The sequence below is a fragment of the Reyranella sp. genome (assembly GCF_030651995.1).
Classification (GTDB): domain Bacteria; phylum Pseudomonadota; class Alphaproteobacteria; order Reyranellales; family Reyranellaceae; genus Reyranella.
The window spans coordinates 45154-62388 of the sequence record NZ_JAUSBN010000066.1 but is presented as its reverse complement, the minus strand read 5'-3'; the positions used below and the strand labels follow the sequence as shown (position 1 = coordinate 62388).

General features: G+C 66.2%; 18 protein-coding genes and 1 pseudogene. 9 read left to right on the top strand and 10 right to left on the bottom strand.

The features are described from left to right. Nucleotides 1-156: 156 nt before the first annotated feature. Nucleotides 157-1176 (top strand): aspartate-semialdehyde dehydrogenase, encoded by a 1020-nt coding sequence (locus Q7V45_RS20140; protein WP_304855362.1) that lies wholly within the window; start codon nucleotides 157-159, stop codon nucleotides 1174-1176. A 61-nt stretch (nucleotides 1177-1237) separates the two neighbouring features. Here Q7V45_RS20140 and Q7V45_RS20135 read toward each other — a convergent pair whose 3' ends face one another. After that, nucleotides 1238-1693 (bottom strand): helix-turn-helix domain-containing protein, encoded by a 456-nt coding sequence (locus Q7V45_RS20135; RefSeq protein WP_304855358.1) that lies wholly within the window; start codon nucleotides 1691-1693, stop codon nucleotides 1238-1240. Nucleotides 1694-1910: 217 nt separating this feature from the next. Here Q7V45_RS20135 and Q7V45_RS20130 point away from each other — a divergent pair, with 217 nt between their 5' ends. After that, entirely contained in the window at nucleotides 1911-2819 is a 909-nt protein-coding gene (locus Q7V45_RS20130) for a LysR family transcriptional regulator (RefSeq protein ID WP_304855356.1), read from the top strand. 12 nt (nucleotides 2820-2831) lie between these two features. On the opposite strand, the gene Q7V45_RS20125 is transcribed toward Q7V45_RS20130, so the two are convergent. Continuing rightward, the gene (locus Q7V45_RS20125; protein WP_304855353.1) at nucleotides 2832-3113 is read right to left on the bottom strand and encodes a hypothetical protein; all 282 of its coding nucleotides are present in this window, start codon (nucleotides 3111-3113) and stop codon (nucleotides 2832-2834) included. 192 nt (nucleotides 3114-3305) lie between these two features. Here Q7V45_RS20125 and Q7V45_RS20120 point away from each other — a divergent pair, with 192 nt between their 5' ends. Next, a complete protein-coding gene (locus Q7V45_RS20120) occupies nucleotides 3306-3995 on the top strand; it encodes a Ku protein (RefSeq protein ID WP_304855351.1) in 690 nt (229 codons plus the stop codon). Here the strand turns inward: Q7V45_RS20120 and Q7V45_RS20115 are convergent, their stop codons facing one another. The 8 genes from Q7V45_RS20115 to Q7V45_RS20080 all read right to left on the bottom strand — a co-directional run bounded on the left by Q7V45_RS20115 (nucleotide 3996) and on the right by Q7V45_RS20080 (nucleotide 10598). After that, nucleotides 3996-4526: a cupin domain-containing protein gene (locus Q7V45_RS20115; RefSeq protein WP_304855349.1), complete on the bottom strand. Its 531-nt coding sequence runs from the start codon at nucleotides 4524-4526 to the stop codon at nucleotides 3996-3998. Between the two features lie 78 nt (nucleotides 4527-4604). Then, nucleotides 4605-5342, bottom strand: coding sequence for a peptide-methionine (S)-S-oxide reductase MsrA (gene msrA, locus Q7V45_RS20110; protein ID WP_304855346.1), 738 nt, complete (start codon nucleotides 5340-5342; stop codon nucleotides 4605-4607). A gap of 29 nt (nucleotides 5343-5371) precedes the next feature. After that, entirely contained in the window at nucleotides 5372-5875 is a 504-nt protein-coding gene (gene msrB, locus Q7V45_RS20105) for a peptide-methionine (R)-S-oxide reductase MsrB (protein ID WP_370692635.1), read from the bottom strand. Between the two features lie 848 nt (nucleotides 5876-6723). Then, the gene (locus tag Q7V45_RS20100) at nucleotides 6724-7785 is read right to left on the bottom strand and encodes an FkbM family methyltransferase (protein WP_304855344.1); all 1062 of its coding nucleotides are present in this window, start codon (nucleotides 7783-7785) and stop codon (nucleotides 6724-6726) included. A gap of 141 nt (nucleotides 7786-7926) precedes the next feature. Next, a complete protein-coding gene (locus Q7V45_RS20095; RefSeq protein WP_304855341.1) occupies nucleotides 7927-8523 on the bottom strand; it encodes a hypothetical protein in 597 nt (198 codons plus the stop codon). After that, nucleotides 8520-8969, bottom strand: coding sequence for a hypothetical protein (locus Q7V45_RS20090; protein WP_304855339.1), 450 nt, complete (start codon nucleotides 8967-8969; stop codon nucleotides 8520-8522). Before Q7V45_RS20090 ends, Q7V45_RS20095 begins: the two co-directional genes overlap by 4 nt. Next, complete coding sequence (locus Q7V45_RS20085; protein ID WP_304855336.1) at nucleotides 8969-9703, bottom strand: hypothetical protein; 735 nt, start codon at nucleotides 9701-9703, stop codon at nucleotides 8969-8971. Before Q7V45_RS20085 ends, Q7V45_RS20090 begins: the two co-directional genes overlap by 1 nt. Beyond that, nucleotides 9690-10598: a LysR family transcriptional regulator gene (locus Q7V45_RS20080; protein ID WP_304855333.1), complete on the bottom strand. Its 909-nt coding sequence runs from the start codon at nucleotides 10596-10598 to the stop codon at nucleotides 9690-9692. Before Q7V45_RS20080 ends, Q7V45_RS20085 begins: the two co-directional genes overlap by 14 nt. A 71-nt stretch (nucleotides 10599-10669) precedes the next feature. Between Q7V45_RS20080 and Q7V45_RS20075 the strand changes: the two genes are divergently transcribed. From Q7V45_RS20075 to Q7V45_RS20055, 6 genes and pseudogenes are all read left to right on the top strand, one after another. Further along, a complete protein-coding gene (locus Q7V45_RS20075) occupies nucleotides 10670-14251 on the top strand; it encodes an ABC transporter ATP-binding protein (RefSeq protein WP_304855330.1) in 3582 nt (1193 codons plus the stop codon). A 4-nt stretch (nucleotides 14252-14255) separates the two neighbouring features. Beyond that, entirely contained in the window at nucleotides 14256-15578 is a 1323-nt protein-coding gene (locus Q7V45_RS20070) for an LLM class flavin-dependent oxidoreductase (RefSeq protein WP_304855328.1), read from the top strand. Nucleotides 15579-15604: 26 nt separating this feature from the next. Continuing rightward, nucleotides 15605-15988, top strand: a complete 384-nt coding sequence (locus Q7V45_RS20065) for a VOC family protein (RefSeq protein WP_304855325.1) — start codon at nucleotides 15605-15607, stop codon at nucleotides 15986-15988. A 131-nt stretch (nucleotides 15989-16119) separates the two neighbouring features. Then, nucleotides 16120-16227: pseudogene (locus Q7V45_RS27070) on the top strand (hypothetical protein); the annotation flags it as partial. After that, nucleotides 16228-16824 carry a DinB family protein gene (locus Q7V45_RS20060; RefSeq protein WP_304855323.1) on the top strand — a complete coding sequence of 199 codons (597 nt, stop codon included), beginning with the start codon at nucleotides 16228-16230 and terminating at the stop codon, nucleotides 16822-16824. Between the two features lie 74 nt (nucleotides 16825-16898). Beyond that, entirely contained in the window at nucleotides 16899-17231 is a 333-nt protein-coding gene (locus tag Q7V45_RS20055) for a hypothetical protein (protein WP_304855320.1), read from the top strand. The last annotated feature ends 4 nt before the right edge of the window (nucleotides 17232-17235 follow it).

Sequence of the window (17235 nt, the reverse complement as noted above, 5' to 3'; positions counted from 1 at the left end):
ACCACGACTACCAAAACGACCACCTTCGGTGGGCCGGCGAGGACGTGCGCGTAAAGTCGAACGTGACATAGGACAACCTCACAGGCCCCGCCGGTTTCGGACGGGGCTTTGTCTTTCCAGGCGTCCGTCTCTCCGGCTTCAACGAAGGAGACAGACATGGGTTCTAGACCTCTCACAGTGGCGATCGTCGGCGCGACCGGCGCCGTCGGCATCGAGTTCCTGCGCTGCCTGGCCGAGCGCCGCTTCCCGGTGAAGGAGCTGCGCCTGCTCGCCTCCGCCCGCTCGGCAGGCCGCGAGCTGTCGTTCGACGGAAAGGCCCTCGTGGTCCAGGAACTGACGGAGAAGAGCTTCGAAGGCGTCGACATTGCCCTGTTCTCGGCCGGTGGCGGAATCTCGAAGCGCTACGCCCCCATCGCCGTCGCGGCCGGCGCCATCGTGGTCGACAATTCCTCGGCCTTCCGGATGGATCCCGAGGTTCCGCTGGTGATTCCCGAGATCAATGCCGGCGCGATCGCCAACCACAGGGGCATCGTCGCCAATCCCAACTGCGCGGCGATCATCGCCATTACGCCGCTGTGGCCGATCCACCAGCACAATCGCATCAGGCGCATGAACATCGCCACCTACCAGGCCGCGTCGGGCGCCGGTGCGGCGGCAATGGACGAGCTGGCCGATTCGACCCGCGCCTATCTCGACGGCCGCGCCTTCAAGCCGAAGGTGCTGCCGCATCCCTACGCCTTCAACCTGTTCAGCCACAACACCGCGATCGATCCTGCGACCGGCTACAACGACGAAGAGACCAAGGTCATGCGCGAGACCCGCAAGATCTACGGCGACGAGGAGCTTCGGCTGTCAGCGACCTGCGTGCGCGTCCCGGTTCTGAGGGCCCACGCCGCCGCCGTCACCTTCGAGTGCGAACGGCCGATCGACGAGGCGCGCGTGAGGGCGCTGCTTGCCAGCGCACCGGGCGTGCGCATCGTCGATGATCGCGAACGCAACCTGTTCCCGATGCCGCGCGATGCCAGCCAGCAGGACGACATCCTGGTTGGCCGTATTCGCCAGGACCTGGGCGATCCGACGGGCCACTCGATCTCGTTGTTCGTGGCCGGCGACCAGCTCCTGAAAGGGGCCGCACTGAACGCCGTGCAGATCGCCGAACACCTGCTCGCGGCCTAGTACGGCGTCGTCTCGACCGCGGCCTGCTTCCGCGAGGCTGCGGTCGAGACGACGGACCGACCTACTTCTTCTTCGTGGGGCGGCTGGCGTGGCTGGCCTCGCCCATGCTCTTGACCAGCTCGTAGATGCGCCGGCGCACGGGCTCGTCCTGGATCCTGTAGTAGGCCCGCACGAGCTGCAGCGTCTCGCGCTTGATCAGCGGGTCCTTCTCGGTCGCGAAGGGGGTTCCCGCCTCGCCGAAACCAGTGCCTCTTTTCACCTTGGCTGCCATCGGGCGGCCCGAGAGGGCGTTCCCCGGCATCTCGTCGAAGAAGTATGAAACCGGAACGTCGAGGGCCCTGGAGAATTCGTAGAGCCGGCTCGAACCCACCCGATTCGCGCCCCGTTCGTACTTCTGGACCTGCTGGAAGGTGAGGCCGACGGCCTCCCCCAGCTTGGTCTGGCTCATGCCCAGCAGCGTGCGCCGCTGACGCATACGAACACCGACATGCGCATCAACGGGATGTGATTTGGCCATCTATCTCTCTTCCATAGTGTTCACGAGCCCGTGAGCCGGACCGGCGGGCGCCCGGCAAAACTCCTGCCCCGGCTTTTCGTACGCTTGGGAACGCTTTGCGGACCACGCGAAGCGAGTTTCGCTGACTCAGGCGAACTGCAACCCGACGTTGCCCCGTTCCGGACAATACGTCCAATATCGTTGTCGGCTCGCACTGATACCATTATGGTATCAACCCATGGACCTCAGAACGCTTCGCTATTTCAGCGCCGTGGTGCGCGAGGGTCATTTCGGGCGCGCCGCGGTTTCGCTGGGCATCGCCCAACCTCCCCTCACCCGTCAGATCCAGAAACTGGAACGCGAACTGGGGGTCGTTCTGCTCCACAGGAGCCAGAAGAAATTCGAGGTCACGGAGGCCGGACTGCTGCTCTACGAGCGCGCTCGGCGCCTTCTGGATGGTGCCGAACAGGCCGAAGCCGACGTCCGGCGCCTGGGAACCGGAGAGACCGGCAGGCTCGTCATCGGCTTCGTGCGCTCCACCCCCTTCACGATCCTCCCGGGCATCGTCGTCCGGTTTCGCGCCGCCTTTCCCGACGTCGAACTCGACCTGCGTGAGATGAGCAACCCGAATCAGGTGAAATGCCTCGAGAACGGCATCATCGATGTCGGCCTGCTGCGTCCGCCGATCAGCAGTCGGTCCCTGCAGATGGTGACGCTGATCCGCGAACCGTTCCTCGCACTCGTCCCGGCGGGCCATCCCCTCGCCCGGCGCCGGACGACCACGATCCGGCAGCTCGCCGCAGAACCGTTCGTGATGTACTCCCGCGCCGGCTCGCCGCTGATTCACGCCCGCGTGATGGAGATGTGCCGGCGGGCCGGGTTCGAGCCTCGCATTGCGCAGTATGCCGACCAGATCCATACCGTCGCGAGCTTCGTCGGGGCGGGCCTGGGGGTCGCCCTCTCGCCCTCGACGGTCACCAGTTACAACATGTCGGGGCTACGCTGCCTTGCCGTCGCCGACAAACCCGCACCGCTGCCGGTGGTGGCCGTATGGCGTACCGGAAACGCCTCCGTCCTGGTGCGCAACTTCAATCGCATCGCCCGGGAGGCCGCCTCGGCGTGGCGGCCTCCGGAACAGCCGGGCTGAGGCAAGGCTCCGTCAGTCGGCCTTCTTCGACAGCATCTTGAAGTCCGTGTCGAAGACGAGGTCGTGCTTCTGGTTGCCGCACATCGCATCATCGACCTCGAACTTGCCGGCCGGATGCGCCGTTGCCTTGTCGTCGTCGAACTCCATCTCCCCGCCCGTGCAGCCCGCCGCCTTGACGGCTGCCTCGAGCTTCGCCCGCTCCTGGTCTGTGACGGGGCGGTCGTTGGCGGCCGCCGGGAACGCGAGGCAGGCAGAGAGGAAAAGGACGGCGGGCACGGTGAAAGTCGAGCGCATCTGAGAACCCTCGGACTGGATTGCAGAACCAATGCAATGCATTTCCAGGCCAGGAGTTCCACGCCCCCCCACCGGTGGTGAGATCATAATCGGAACGGCCGCCACTCATAGAAATCGAGCGGAGGCCCGCCACGCGCCGCAACAACGAAGACCGGCAGCAGTTGAATCGCCCGTACGTGAGGGGATCTGGAAATGGCTGCACGACCGAGCTGGGAGGGGCATCTGCGCCTTTCCCTGGTGACCTGTCCTGTCTCCCTGTGGTCGGCGACGACCACGGCGGAGACGCTCCGGTTCAACCTCATCAATCCGAAGACCAACAACCGCATCCGCATGAAGACAGTCGACGCCGGCACCGGAGAGGAGCTGTCGCGCGGCGACCTGGTGAAGGGCTTTGCGGTGATCCGCGAGGCGATGAAGCGAAAAGGCATGGTGGCGATCGGCCGGCTCGTCATGAGCACGCGCGAGAGGGTCTGCGCCATCGAGATCGAGGAGGACGGTCTGGTGCTGACGACGCTGCGCACCGCCGAAGAGGTGCGCACCCTCGACGAGATCGGCCATCCCGACCTGCCCAGGCCCGACGCTCAGATGCTCGAGATCGCCGAGAAGATCGTGGCGCAGCAGTCGGGCCGGTTCGACCCGTCCGACTTCACCGACCGCTACGAGGACGCGCTGCGCGCCCTCATCGAGGAGAAGAAGAAGGGCAAGCCGGTGAAGAGCAAGCCGGTGCGGGAGGAGGCCGATTCCGGCGTCGTCGACCTGATGGCCGCCCTGAAGAAAAGCCTCCAGGGCGATGGCCCGGGACGCGAGCGCGCGGAACGCTTCACCGCCGCCGCTCGCGCCAACAGGAAGAAGCCCTCGCCGCGAGGGCGCAAAGCGGCCTGATCAGGCCGGCACGGCGCCGTTCAGGACGAACAGGACGCGGGCGATCCGGTCGGTGCGGTTGGCCCAGGCATGGTTGGTGCCACGCTGGATCAGCACGTCGCCCACCGTCATCAGGGTCTCGCCGACATCCATCAGCGCCCAGATCTCGCCCTCGATGACGATGGCGTAGTCCACGCTGTGGGTCTTGTGGAAGCCGGGATGACGGGCGGCCCTGTCGTGCGCCTGCGCCGCGCCATACTGGCGGAAAACCTCGGTCTGGTTGCCGTAGTTGCGCTCCCGGTCGGGCGGGAACTCGACGATACGCACGACATTGCCGGCCGCCGGCGGCTCGAGCCGGAACGGCCGCGCCGTCGGGTCGTCCTGCCCCGCGTCGTTCGACGCGGGAATTGCGTCGAGCAGCCACAGATTGGTCAATCCGACATTGGGCGAGTGCGACGGCGAGAACGGATGCGGCGCGGGCCCATCCTCCAGAAACACCGAGCGTCCCTCGCTGTCGTGGCCCGTCACGATCCGGCGAACCGGCTTGACCATGCGTCGTCTCCCAAAGGTTTCGACGCACTATGCCTCACCGCGCGGCAGCTTTCACCGCCGCGCGTTCGCAGGCCAGATTTATTGCCTGACCTTGCCGCCGGACACGCGCAGCAGCACGGGATCGGCGCGCCACGCCGCCGGAAACAGGCGCTTCAGCCCTTCGATCTTGGGCAGGTCGTGGCGAAGGATGTAGGGACTATTGGGATTCAGCGTCGCGTAGTCCTGATGGTAGGCTTCGGCGGCATAGAAGGGCGTGGCGTCGTTGAGCTGCGTCACGATCTTCTTCGGGAAGACGCGGGCCTGGTCGAGCTGGACGATATAGGCTTCGGCGATCCGGCGCTGCTCTGGATCGATGAAGAACAAGGCCGAGCGGTATTGCGTGCCGACATCGGGCCCCTGGCGATTGAGCTGCGTCGGATTGTGGGTCACCGAGAAGAAGATCTGCAGGATCTGGCCGTAGCTGACGACCCCTGGATCGAACGTCACTTCGACCGCCTCGGCATGGCCGGTGCGGCCCGACGTCACCATCCCGTAGACCGCCTTGTCCTTGGGACCGCCGGCATACCCTGAAACCGCGCGGGTTACGCCCTTCACATGCTGGTAGACGGCCTGCACGCCCCAGAAGCAGCCGCCGGCCAGCACCGCGGTCTCCGTCGCGGCCCCGGGCGTGCGCTCGTCGAGCGCCGGCGCGGGCACCACGACCATCGCTTCCTGCGCCCCGGCCGGCAAGACGCCGTACAGCGCCGCGCCCGCCAGCGCCAATCCCGAAAGGCGGAGCGCCGCGCGGCGGCCTCGATCGAAGCGGATACCGGTCATGGGTCCCTCCTGATGTTGCTGACCTGACGCTAGGTGGCCGCGACGGCGAAGGTCATGGCCACGCCGTTCATGCAGTAGCGCAGGCCGGTCGGCTTCGGCCCGTCGTCGAAGACATGCCCGAGATGGCCGCCGCACTGGGCGCAGTGCACCGAGGTGCGCTTCATGAAGAACGTGGTGTCGGTCTCGGTGCCGACCGCCTTGTCGAGCGGCGCCCAGAAGCTCGGCCAGCCGGTCCGGCTGTCGAACTTGGTGGCCGACGAAAACAGGGCGAGCTGGCAGCCGGCGCAGGAAAAGATGCCCTTGCGGTGCTCGTCGTTGAGCGGGCTCGAATAAGGCCGCTCGGTCCCGTTGCCCCTCAGCACCGCGTATTGCGGCGGCGTCAGGAGCTTCTTCCATTCAGCATCCGTGCGGGTCACCTTGAAGGCCGCTTCGGCAGCGGCCGGCCGCGCGCGCCAGGGCATGGCCGCGAGCAGCGCCCCGGCGGCGATTCCGACGCCGGCTCCCAGCTTCAGGACGTTCCTTCTGTTCGGCAGGACGGAATTGGACATGACGGGCCTCCTCTCAACGTACCGTGAGGGCTTGCGGCATGTAGGCCCGGCCGTCTCCATATCCAAGCCAAGATATCGAGAGGCCGGCGTTACCGTCCCTCTCCCCTGTGTTCGTGCGGAAGACCGAGAACGTTACATCCGCCGGGCGACCGGCCGTGGGGTGGCGCCCCTACGACTTCGGTTCCAGTCGCGCGCGATGCTGCTTGCGCTGGGCATGCTGGTCCGTACGTCCCGCTGAACGAACGAGCGCACGAGTGCCATTCCGCTGTCCTGACCATGCAACGTTCCGTTCGCTCGATGTCAAACTGACGAATGCTGTCATTCAAAGGAGACGGTTAGCGCAGTTGACTTCTTGCTGAGGGCGGCCAGCCACGATATCGGAAGGGCCCGCGGCGTTGTCCTTCTCGGAATACTGGTGCAGCCTTGCCGCCGCAGCCGGCTGGGCCGAAAGACCACGCCGCCGTGAACGCCAAACCGGAGAGAGGCATGCAAACGCCAGGTACCAGCGGCACCGTGTCGTCAACGTCCGCTGACAGCACAGATAGCGCAACAATCGCTAAGGAACAGATGCCTGAACTGTCAGAGCATGATCAGACGAGATTGGCCCTGGCCGCACTTTTCTCGGCGCTCGTTCGATCACTACACGATCAAGGGAAATGCGATCTGAAGCGCTTTGACGAAGAGATCGAGCGGCTCCACTTCGAAATGGGAGAGCAAGAATCTCCTCCTCTGTCGGCAAGACGGACACTGCGGTGGACGCACAAGTACCTGCGACCTGGCAAACTGGAGTAAGCAGCACCCTTCAGCCGCGGCATAGCTGCGCTCGAGAGCAGCTATCCCTTACGGAACCTTGAAAGTATGCGCTGCCACATGGATTCCGGCTTCCGCTCCCAGGGCGCGACAAACTCGCCATCGTATTGCGGGATCACCGCTTCCGGGAACCGTCTGCCATCGGCAGGCCGCAGCAAGGAATCACCCACCAGATCGCGGTCCATGTACTGTCTGTAGGTCAGGCGTTGACCCTTGACCTCCGGCACCAGGAGATCGAGCAGCTGATCCGGTGGCACCAACGCTCCGAACGTATCGCGGTGCGCGAGGATCAATTCCGCGGCACAATCGCTCAATCCGAAAATTTCGAAGAGGCAGGCCGCAACGATCAGGTTCCGTTCTGTGGGAGCGGTGCCAAGCAGGTCCCGCATGTAGAGCGCATCTGCCCAAAGTACCTGTCCCTGCGTTGACGGACCGGCCGCGGGGCGACCGTCGTCGAAGTAGTTGGAATAGAGATACGGATACGGCAGCGCCTTCTTGCTCAGCCGGTAGACATCCAGGTCGTAGAGCTCGAATGACTGCTCTCTCAGATACTTCTCGACCTCCCAGTACTCAGGACATCCGCAGAATTTTTTCGTGAAGCGCATTTCGGACAGGATGCCCTGCAAACTCGGCAACAGTTCCTGCGCTCCCTGCAGAATCTCGAGCTCCGCACCTTCGGCATCGACCTTGATGAAGTCCGCAGAGTAAAGCCCGATCGATGCCAGCGCGGCTGAAAGGGTTGTGGTCTCCAGCGTCGGCTCGGACATCACGACGGCATTCTGACCTGCTGTGTAGCGGTCGAAATAGGCGGCATCAGTTCGGTAGAACGAACTCGAAGCGGAATAATTGGCGACATATACGGTCCGGCGATGGCTCTGACGATCGAGTGCGTAGGGCAGGTACTGCGTCCGGGGATCGATGGCATTGAGGCGCGCGCATTCGTCAGGGTCCAGATCGAAACCGATGATGCGCAAATGATCGCCGAAGACTGACCAGTACGAGGCGACCCCGCCGCGGGCGCCGACATCCACGACCGTAAAGGGCTGTTCCTTGAATGCCCCAGCTTCGACGAGAGCTGCCGTCATTCTTGGCGAGTAGTTGATGTGAAGACCAGACATGGCGCGAAATTAGCAGTGCGGCCGGTACGTTGATAGGGGCTTGACCCATCTTGAATATGGTCGCGAACAACGGGACGGTCGCAAGACTCATTGCCTACGCGACGATGGTTACGGCCCGCTGCTCGACTGAAAGTTCCGCCACTTCTCAGCGAGGGTCGATGCACTCGACAGCAGCGACGCGCCGACGCCCAGATAGTTCGGCTGGTGAGCTGAGTTGAGGGCTCGGTTGCTCAACAGAATGCCCGAGTTGCCATAGCCCACACCGGCGATATGATGTTCGTAGGCCTGCCGCGCCGCCTGTGAGCGCAGGGTCAGGGCCTCCATTTCACCGGCCGCGGCCGTGTCACCCACGATATCGGTCGGACTGCCTTCGAGGTCGGTGCCCTGTGCCGCAAAAGCGGCCTGTTGCCGGCCGATCTGCTGGGCGGTCAGGCGCCGCCGGTTCTCTTCCGCGACCTGCCCGCGCTGGGTCGCATCGGCGGCCTGCCGCTGCATCAGCTCCTGGCTCTGCGCGGCGACCTGCGCCTGATAGCGAGCCTGAGCGGCATTTGCGCTGGCAGCCTGCGCCTGCGCGTTCTGCTGCCCGACCTGGCCGACCACGCTCATGATCGTGCTGAGCGCGGTCAGGGCAAGCGCCGCCGGCCCCCAGACGGGCTGCGGAATCCTGACCGCCGCGAAGCTGTTGCGATGATAAAAGCCCTTCATGAGGCCTCCTTGTGAACGACGCGGAACCGGCCATTGGCAAGAGTGAACGGCTCACCGATCTCGAAGCCGAGCCAACGCAGCCAGCGGTGAGCGGCGGCATAGCGGTCGTCGACCACGTTACGCAGAACACCGAACATCATGAGCCAGCGCGCCACCGTGCGGCGGGTCTCGACCATGAAAGCCCGGCGATGGCTGGCGACCAGCGGCGAGCCGAGCAGCCATGGAACGCCCGTCGCACCGATCAGGCTGAAGGGCGCGACCCCCGCCATGCAGATGATCCGGCCGTCATCGCGCCAGGTCCAGGCCTCGCGGGCGGCAGCGAGGCTCTGCAGCAGACCGTCGGCCGGCGCGACGCCGAGCGCCAGCACTTCCGCCCGATCCTCGGCGCGCAGAAGCGGCGCCAGTTCGTGGGCATCGTCCTCGGTGGCGGGGAGCATGGTGATCATCAAGCGATCCTGATCACGTTCAGGGTGCAGTCTTTCCCTTGACCGGACTGGTTGTAGATAAATCCACCCCCCGTGCTGTCGGCATTCAGGCCCTGGATCCGGATGTCGCCCGGCGGGTTGGCAAAAAATCCACTCAGGCTCAGAGAAACGACAGCGGGTGTGACAGCGCTCGGCCAAGTAGTGGTCGTGCTGGCCTTGACGTTCGTGCCATCAGTCAGGCGCGCCGACACCCTCGCGCTGGACGCGCCTGCATTGATGGTGACTGTCCCCCATGCCAACCAAACCCCGGAGGAGCCTTGCGCGAACGAGGGTCCCGTGACCCAGGTTCCCGTCGCCCCAATAGCAACGTTAGCAGCCAGAGAAACCGCATTCTGCGATGGCATGAAGCCACCATTGGCGCGCGGCAGAACTCCCGCCACTTGGCTTGAAGCCAAGTCGATCACGAGGTCCTTCCATGTGAGCGCGCTTCCGGAAACGCCAAGGTACTGGTCGGAGTCGCCGCGCGCGAGCCGGATATAGGCCGAGCCGTTGTGGGTGAGGATGTCCCCCGCCGTGGTCAGCTTGTCGAAGTCGCCGAGGTCGGACTGCAGCGCCTGGATCAGGGCGTAATTGCTCTGTTCCGTCGCCGGGTCGCTGATGCTGCTCACGGTGTAGCGCCCGACGATCTCGGCGAGCTGCTGCATCTGCATCGTGATCAGGTCGAGCCGGGTCTCGACCACCTCACTTGAAGGCATGACGCGCCGCCAGATGGCCCTCCAGCAAAGGCCGCTCGCGCTGGAACAGCTCGATCACCGCATCCATCACGGCCCGCACGCGCGGCAGGGCGCGCAGGTCGCGATGGACCAGTAGCCACTGGTCGGCAAAGACGTCGGGGATGACGCCGCAGACCCGGCGCAGCAGTGGGTCGGGATCGCCGAGATGGCAGGGCAGCACGGCGAGGCCGGCGCCGGTGCGGGCCGCCTCGTGCAGCACCAGCCAGTTGTTCCCGCGAATCTCCGGACGGCGTCCGCCGCGAAAGGCCAGCAGCCAGCTCTGCCCCTGCATGCGAAGATGGTCGTCGTCGAAGCCGACCCACGAGAGCGCGGCCAGCGCCGCCGGCGTGGACCGCTTCACCGGAAAATCTCGCGCGGCATAGACCGCATAGGCCAGGCGTCCCAGCTTGCGCGCGACGATGTCGCCGAGTTCGGGGACCTGCTCGCGGATCAGGAGGTCGGCCTCGCGGCGCGACAGATTGGCCAGCGTGTGACTCGAGATCACCTCGAACTCGATCTGCGGCAGCTTGCTTCTGAGTTCGGCGGAATAACGTGCGATCAGGGCGGCGGTCGCCTCCTCCGCCGACAGGCGCACCGTGCCGCTCACCGTGTCGCTGAGCCCGGCGCTGCGGCGATGGATGGAGTGGGCAGCCTTCTCCATCGCCTCGGTGTCGGCCAGCAACTCCTCGCCGGCGCTGGTGGGTACAAATCGGTCGGGCAGGCGTTCGAAGAGCCGCGCGCCGATTTGCTGCTCCAGCGCCTGCACACGACGCGCCACCGTGGGATGGCTGACACCGAGCGCCTTGGCCGCCGTCGTCAGCGTGCCGCCACGCGCCAGGGCCAGAAAAACGCGAAGATCGTCCCAGTTGGTGTCCATGTTCAAAATTGTACACGTGGTTTTCCAATTTGTGGACTGACGTATACGGATGTTCGCCCTAGCATCGCACCATGCACATCGAACCCCGCCTGCTCGTCTTCACCAAAGGCGTGCGTACCCGCATCGCCGCCACCGTCGCCGTCGGCCTCCTGGGCGTGGGCTGCGGCATCGCGCGGCTCGGGCTTCTCGGCTGGCTGATCGGCCAGATCTTCGTCGGACGGCCGCTGCAGGAGCTCGTGGTTCCGATCCTGCTGATCGCCGGGGTGATGGTGCTGCGCGGCGTGGCCGAGCACTGGCGCGCCGTGCTGGCGCACGAGACGGCCGCACGGGTCCAGAAGGTGCTGCGCCGCACGCTCTACGACAAGGTCGCCTCCCTCGGCCCGGCAACGGTCGGCCGGCAGCGCTCCGGCGGTCTCACCCTCTCCATGATCGACGGCGTCGAGCAGCTCGAAACCTATTTCGGGCAGTTCCTGCCGCAGTTCCTGATCGCGCTGCTGACGCCGCTGCTGATCTTCGTCGTCATCTCCTTCATCGACCTGCCGGTGGCGCTGGTCATGCTGGGCTTCGCGCTGGTCGCGCTGTTCGCCCCGGCCCTCTGGCACAAATGGGACGTGCGCGCCTCGATCGCGCGCATGACCGCCTACAAGTCGTTCGCCGCCGAGTTCCTCGATTCGATCCAGGGTCTGGCGACCCTGAAGGCGTTCGGCCAGGGCAAGGCGCGCGCCGACAAGCTCGAAGTGGAAGCCCGCGATCTCTTCCGGCGCACCATGTGGGTGCTGGGCACCAACTCGCTGGCGCGCGGCATCACCGACACCTCGATCGCGGGCGGCGCCGCGGCGGCACTGATCTACGGCGCCTCACGGGTCGAGGCCGGCGCCATGACGCTCACCTCGCTGCTCGTCATCCTGATGCTCGGCATCGAGATCTTCCGGCCGATGCGCGAGCTGCGCTCGGTGCTGCACCAGGGCATGGTCGGCCTCTCGGCGGCGCAGGGCATCTACCGCATCCTCGACGACACACCGTCGGTGATCGACCCGGCGCCGGCCCGGCTCGACGGCCTTCTCGCCCCCACCATCGCCTTCGAGGATGTGCGCTTCTCCTATCCCGGCACGCGCCGCACCGTGCACGAGCGGCTGAACTTCACGGCCGCCGCCGGCGAGCGGCTGGGCCTCGTCGGTTCGTCGGGGGGCGGCAAGTCGTCGATCGTGCGCCTGCTGCTGCGCTTCTACGATCCCGACCACGGCCGCATCCTGCTGGGCGGCCACGACCTGCGCACGCTGTCCTTCGCGCAGATCCGCTCGCTGATCTCCGTGGTGAACCAGGACACGTTCCTGTTCCATGGCACGGTCGAGGAGAATATCCGCCTCGGCCGGCCGGGCGCCTCGCGCGAAGAGATGGAGGATGCGGCAAGAGCCGCCAACATCCATGACTTCATCGAGAGCCTGCCGCAGGGCTACGCGACCATCATCGGCGAGAAGGGCATCAAGCTGTCCGGCGGCCAGCGCCAGCGGGTGGCGATCGCCCGCGCACTGCTGCGCGACACGCCGATCCTGGTGCTCGACGAAGCCCTCTCCGCCGTCGACGCCGAGAACGAGGCGGTGATCCAGGAAGCGCTCGACCGGCTGATGCAGGGCCGCACGACACTGATCCTGGCGCACCGCCTGTCCAGCGTGATCGACTGCGACCGCATCCTCGTGCTCGACCGCGGCCATGTCGCCGAACAGGGCAAGCACGCCGCGCTGATGAGCCAGGGCGGCGTCTATGCGCAGCTCATGGCCGAGCAGGCGCGCGAGCAGCAGGCCGGCGTCACGCTCGACACCCTCGTCGCGCCGCAGCGCGTCGAGACGATCGCCAGCACGTCGGGTGGCGCGGTGAAGCCCGTCACCGAAGGCATCATCAAGGCCGAAGGCCTCACCTGGTACCAGGTCGTTGTGGCTCTGATGAAAGTCATCATGCCGTGGAAGGGCAAGCTCACCGCCACCTTCCTGCTGGGCGTGGCCCGTGTCGTCTCGTTCATCGGTATCGGGGTGCTCTCCGCCCTGATCGTGCTGGCGCTCAAGAACCACGAGCCCTATGGCGGCCTCGCCATCGCGCTCGCCATTCTGGCGCCCGTCTCGGGAATCCTGCACTGGTTCGAATCCTGGCTGGCCCACGACATGGCTTTCCGCCTGTTGGCCGAGATGCGCATCGACGCCTTCCGCAAGCTCGACGCGCTGGCGCCTGCCTATCTCACGCGCCGTCGCACCGGCGACCTGATGGCGCTGGCCACGCACGACATCGAGCTGGTCGAGTATTTCTTCGCCCACACGGTGGCGCCGGCGTTCGTGGCCATCCTCATCCCCGCCGCCGTGGTGATCGCGCTCGCCACGACGAGCGGCTGGCTGGCGATCACGCTGGTGCCGTTCCTGCTGGCCGTGGGCCTGAGCCCCTTCCTGATGCGCAAGAGGGTGGACCGGCTCGGCAGCCAGGCGCGCGAGGCGGCCGGCGAACTCGGCGCCTTCGCCGTCGACTCGGTGCAGGGGCTGGGCGAGATCGTCGCCAACCAGCAGGAGCGCGCGCGCGGCGACAAGCTCGACGAGCTGTCGGACCGCCACATCGCCCTGCGCCCGCCCTTCTTCAGAGAGCTCACGATGCAGCACGCCATCCTGGAAGTGCTGACGGGCCTGGGCGGCCTCGCCATCGTCGTCGTCGGCGCGATCCTCGCCGCGCAGGGTACGCTCGATCCCGGCCTGCTGCCGCTGATGACCATCCTCGCCATGTCGGCCTTCCTGCCGGTTTCCGAGGTCGCGCAGATCGGCCGCCAGCTTGCCGACACGCTGGGCGCCACGCGGCGCGTCTATGCGCTGGCCAACGAGCCGATCCCGGTGCGCGACGGGCCCGGCGTGCCTCCGGCGCGCGGCGCGGCGGCACTCGCCCTCGAAGAGGTGAACTTCACCTATCCCGGGCAGACGCGGCGCGCCCTCTGCGACGTCACCTTCGCCATCCCCGCCGGCAAGACGGTGGCGCTGGTCGGGACGTCGGGCGCGGGCAAGACCACGACGGCTCAGCTCCTGATGCGCTTCTGGGATCCCGATGCCGGGCGCATCACCCTGAACGGCACGGATCTCCGCGACTACAGGCTCGACGAGCTGCGCGGTCTCGTGGCCCTCGTGGCGCAGGACACCTACCTGTTCAACGACACGTTGCGGGCCAACATCCTGATCGCGCGGCCCGGGGCCAAGGAGGCTGAACTTCTGGCCGCAGTAGAACATGCGTCGCTGGGCGAACTGGTCGCGACGCTGCCGCAGGGTCTCGACTCGCCCGTGGGTGAGCGCGGCACCAGCCTGAGCGGTGGCCAGCGCCAGCGGGTGGCCATAGCCCGCGCCTTCCTTAAGGATGCCCCGATCCTGATCCTCGACGAGGCGACGTCGCATCTCGACGCAGTCAACGAACAGGCGGTGCGGCGCGCCCTCGACGTGCTGAAGGCCGACCGCACGACCATTGTGATCGCGCATCGCCTGTCGACGGTACGCGATGCCGACCTGATCATGGTGCTCGACGAGGGCCGCGTTGCGGAAAGTGGAACGCACGCCTCGCTGGTTTCGCGCGGCGGTCTCTATGCGCGACTCGTGTCGCGCCAGCTTGCGTCGGTCTATGCGCCGGCTGCACAGTGAGAGGATGAAGCGACAGCTCCACCTCAACCTGTTCATCCAGAGCCGCGGCCACCACGAAGCCTCGTGGCGGCATCCCGACTCCTCGCCGCTCGCGCTGACCGACATCGAGTATTATCGCGACCTCGCGCGACGTGCTGAGGCCGGCCTTTTCGATTCGATCTTCCTGGCCGACCAGCTCGCCCTGGCCGACACGGTAGCGCATGCCGCCAGCACCTGGCTCGAGCCGATCACGGCGCTTGCCGCCATCGCCGGTTCGACGCAACGCATCGGCTTGATCGCCACGGCGTCGACCACCTACTCCGAACCGTTCAACCTCGCGCGGCAATTCGGTTCCCTCGACCATATCAGCGGCGGCCGGGTCGGCTGGAACATCGTCACCTCCTGGTTGGCCCCGGCCGCGCGCAACTTCGGCGGCACGGGCCTGGTGAGCCATGACGAGCGCTACGAGCGCGGCGAGGAGTTCGTGCAGGTCGCCAAGGCGCTGTGGGACAGCTGGGCCGACGATGCCGTGCTCGACGATCGCGCGAGCGGCCATTATGCGCACGCTGATCGCATCCGGCCGATCAATCACGAGGGCAAATATTATCGCGTCGCCGGGCCGCTCAACATGCCGCGCGGACCGCAGGGTCGGCCGGTGTTCGTGCAGGCAGGCTCGTCCGACACCGGCCGCCGCTTCGCCGCGCGCCATGCCGAGGCGGTCTTCACTGCCCAGATGGAAAAGACCACCGCCCAGGAATTCTATGCCGACCTCAAGAAGCTCGCGGCGGCGGAGGGCCGTCCGTCCGAGCAGGTCCTGATCCTGCCCGGCCTCAGTCCTGTGATCGCCTCGACCGAGACGGAGGCGAAGCGGCTTGCGAAGGAGCTGAACGAACTCACCGATCCGGAAGTCGGGCGCAAACGGCTGAGCGGCCGGTTCGGCGGCCACGACTTCTCGCACCTGCCGCTCGACCGCCCTCTCACGGCCGAGGATTTCCCCGATCCCGGCACGGTCCAGGCCGCGCGAAGCCGCACCGAAGTGATCGTCGGACTGGTCCGGCGGGAGAAGTTCACCCTGCGCCAGCTGCTCGCCTATCTCGCTGGTGCGCGCGGCCATTTCACCACCGCCGGCACACCTGAGCAGATCGCCGACCTGATCGAAGACTGGTTCAACGACGGCGCGGCCGACGGCTTCAACCTCATGCCGCCTTTGCTACCGTCGATGCTCGACGTGTTCGTGGCCGAGGTTGTGCCCATCCTCCAGAAGCGCGGACTGTTCCGGACCGCCTACGAAGGCACCACCTTGCGCGATCATTTTGGCTTGCCGCGTCCCGCGACTGCGGCATCCTGAGGAGCCGGATACGGGGGAGACCATCCATGTTCAGTCACGTGACGATCGGCAGCAACGATGTGGGCAAGGCCAAGCCCTTCTACGACGCGTTGCTGCAACCGCTCGGCCTGGTGCGTCATATGGATTATCCGCACGCCGTCGGCTACGGGCCGGCGGGCGGGCGGCCCCAGCTCTGGATCCTCAGTCCGATCGACAAGGCAGCGGCCTCGGTCGGCAACGGCATCACGATCGGCCTCGAGGCGCCCGACCGCGGCGCCGTCGATGCCGCGCACAAGGCGGCCTTGGCCGCGGGCGGCAAGGATGAGGGCGCACCCGGCCTTCGCGCACACTATCATCCCAACTACTACGGTGCGTATCTCCGCGACCTCGACGGCAACAAGATCTGCGTGGTCTGCCACCGCAAGGCCTAGCCGCTCCAGACCTCCGAGGTGGCGCACGCCGCTTGACAGGCCGGGTATCCCGACCGCCAATTGAGCGACCTCAGGAGCAAGCCATGACAGAGCCGTTGAAGGTCTTCTGGCAGCCCGGTTGAACGAGCTGCCTGAGACTCAAAGAGTTTCTATCGATCCGTGGGATCGACTTCGTCTCCGTCAATGTCCGCGAAGATCCGGCCGGCCTCGCAGAGCTGCAGGCGCTCGGCGCACGGTCCGTGCCTGTGCTGTCGCGCGGTGCCGATTTCATCTTCGGTCAGAGCACGCGGGAGATCGTGGCCTTTCTCGGCTTGCAGGAGAAATCGGGCCCCGAACTCCCGCCCGCAGAACTCTATGCACGCCTCGACAAGTTCATGAGCGCCGCCATCGGGCTGCTGCCGCTCATGCCGTACGAGAAGCTACACGTCCACGTACCGGGCCGCCCTCGCAGCTATCGCGCGCTCGCCTTCCATCTCTTCCGTGTGGTCACAGCCTTCCTCGATGCCGAGCAGGGCACGCCCCTGGTGCAGGCGGCGTTCCGCGAAGAGCCGGCGGCCGATGCCGACACGGCTTCGGTGGCGGCCTATGGCGCCGCCGTCCAGGAGCGTTTCCGCAACTGGTGGGCCCACGGGGATACCGGCGCCGCACGCATGCTTTCGACCTACTACGGCGCGCAGAGCCTGCATGAGTTGCTGGAGCGCACGACCTGGCATTCCGGCCAGCACGTCCGCCAGTGGATGATGCTGCTGGAGCGGGAGGGCGTGAGCCACGACAGACCCCTGCGGGAGGCCGATTTCGAGCGGCTGCCCATGCCCCGCAACGTCTGGGACGGCTAGGGTCGCAACCTCCGGCCTAGCAGGGCGTTTCGTCACCCAGACAACCCTGTTTGCATCTCACCGGAGGACCACACATGCGCGCTGCCAGCCACGCCAACGGCAAGGATCTCGCCAAGGAGATCGCCCTTCTCAAGGCCCAGCTCGAGGAACTCACGGAATCGATGAGCGGCACCGGCCAGTCGATGGTAGCCCGTGGGGAGGAAGCTCTCGAAGAGACGCTCAACTCGGCCCGCGAGCTGATCGCCAAGTACGGTGACACCGCCAAGGCGATCGCCGAGGACACGATCAGCCTGAAGAACAAGGCGACCGACAAACTCGTGGAGCAGACCGAGGCACACCCGCTGACGACGCTCGCGGCCGTGGTCGGGATCGGCTTCCTCGCAGGCTGGCTTTGTCGCCGGCAATAGCCGG

What these genes read in the sequence shown, in the direction of transcription:
- Q7V45_RS20140 (WP_304855362.1), top strand. Translation starts at nt 157, where the DNA reads ATGGGTTCTAGACCTCTCACAGTGGCGATCGTCGGCGCGACCGGCGCC.
- Q7V45_RS20135 (WP_304855358.1), bottom strand. Translation starts at nt 1,693, where the DNA reads ATGGCCAAATCACATCCCGTTGATGCGCATGTCGGTGTTCGTATGCGT.
- Q7V45_RS20130 (WP_304855356.1), top strand. Translation starts at nt 1,911, where the DNA reads ATGGACCTCAGAACGCTTCGCTATTTCAGCGCCGTGGTGCGCGAGGGT.
- Q7V45_RS20125 (WP_304855353.1), bottom strand. Translation starts at nt 3,113, where the DNA reads ATGCGCTCGACTTTCACCGTGCCCGCCGTCCTTTTCCTCTCTGCCTGC.
- Q7V45_RS20120 (WP_304855351.1), top strand. Translation starts at nt 3,306, where the DNA reads ATGGCTGCACGACCGAGCTGGGAGGGGCATCTGCGCCTTTCCCTGGTG.
- Q7V45_RS20115 (WP_304855349.1), bottom strand. Translation starts at nt 4,526, where the DNA reads ATGGTCAAGCCGGTTCGCCGGATCGTGACGGGCCACGACAGCGAGGGA.
- msrA (WP_304855346.1), bottom strand. Translation starts at nt 5,342, where the DNA reads ATGACCGGTATCCGCTTCGATCGAGGCCGCCGCGCGGCGCTCCGCCTT.
- Q7V45_RS20100 (WP_304855344.1), bottom strand. Translation starts at nt 7,785, where the DNA reads ATGACGGCAGCTCTCGTCGAAGCTGGGGCATTCAAGGAACAGCCCTTT.
- Q7V45_RS20095 (WP_304855341.1), bottom strand. Translation starts at nt 8,523, where the DNA reads ATGAAGGGCTTTTATCATCGCAACAGCTTCGCGGCGGTCAGGATTCCG.
- Q7V45_RS20090 (WP_304855339.1), bottom strand. Translation starts at nt 8,969, where the DNA reads ATGATCACCATGCTCCCCGCCACCGAGGACGATGCCCACGAACTGGCG.
- Q7V45_RS20085 (WP_304855336.1), bottom strand. Translation starts at nt 9,703, where the DNA reads ATGCCTTCAAGTGAGGTGGTCGAGACCCGGCTCGACCTGATCACGATG.
- Q7V45_RS20080 (WP_304855333.1), bottom strand. Translation starts at nt 10,598, where the DNA reads ATGGACACCAACTGGGACGATCTTCGCGTTTTTCTGGCCCTGGCGCGT.
- Q7V45_RS20075 (WP_304855330.1), top strand. Translation starts at nt 10,670, where the DNA reads ATGCACATCGAACCCCGCCTGCTCGTCTTCACCAAAGGCGTGCGTACC.
- Q7V45_RS20070 (WP_304855328.1), top strand. Translation starts at nt 14,256, where the DNA reads ATGAAGCGACAGCTCCACCTCAACCTGTTCATCCAGAGCCGCGGCCAC.
- Q7V45_RS20065 (WP_304855325.1), top strand. Translation starts at nt 15,605, where the DNA reads ATGTTCAGTCACGTGACGATCGGCAGCAACGATGTGGGCAAGGCCAAG.
- Q7V45_RS20055 (WP_304855320.1), top strand. Translation starts at nt 16,899, where the DNA reads ATGCGCGCTGCCAGCCACGCCAACGGCAAGGATCTCGCCAAGGAGATC.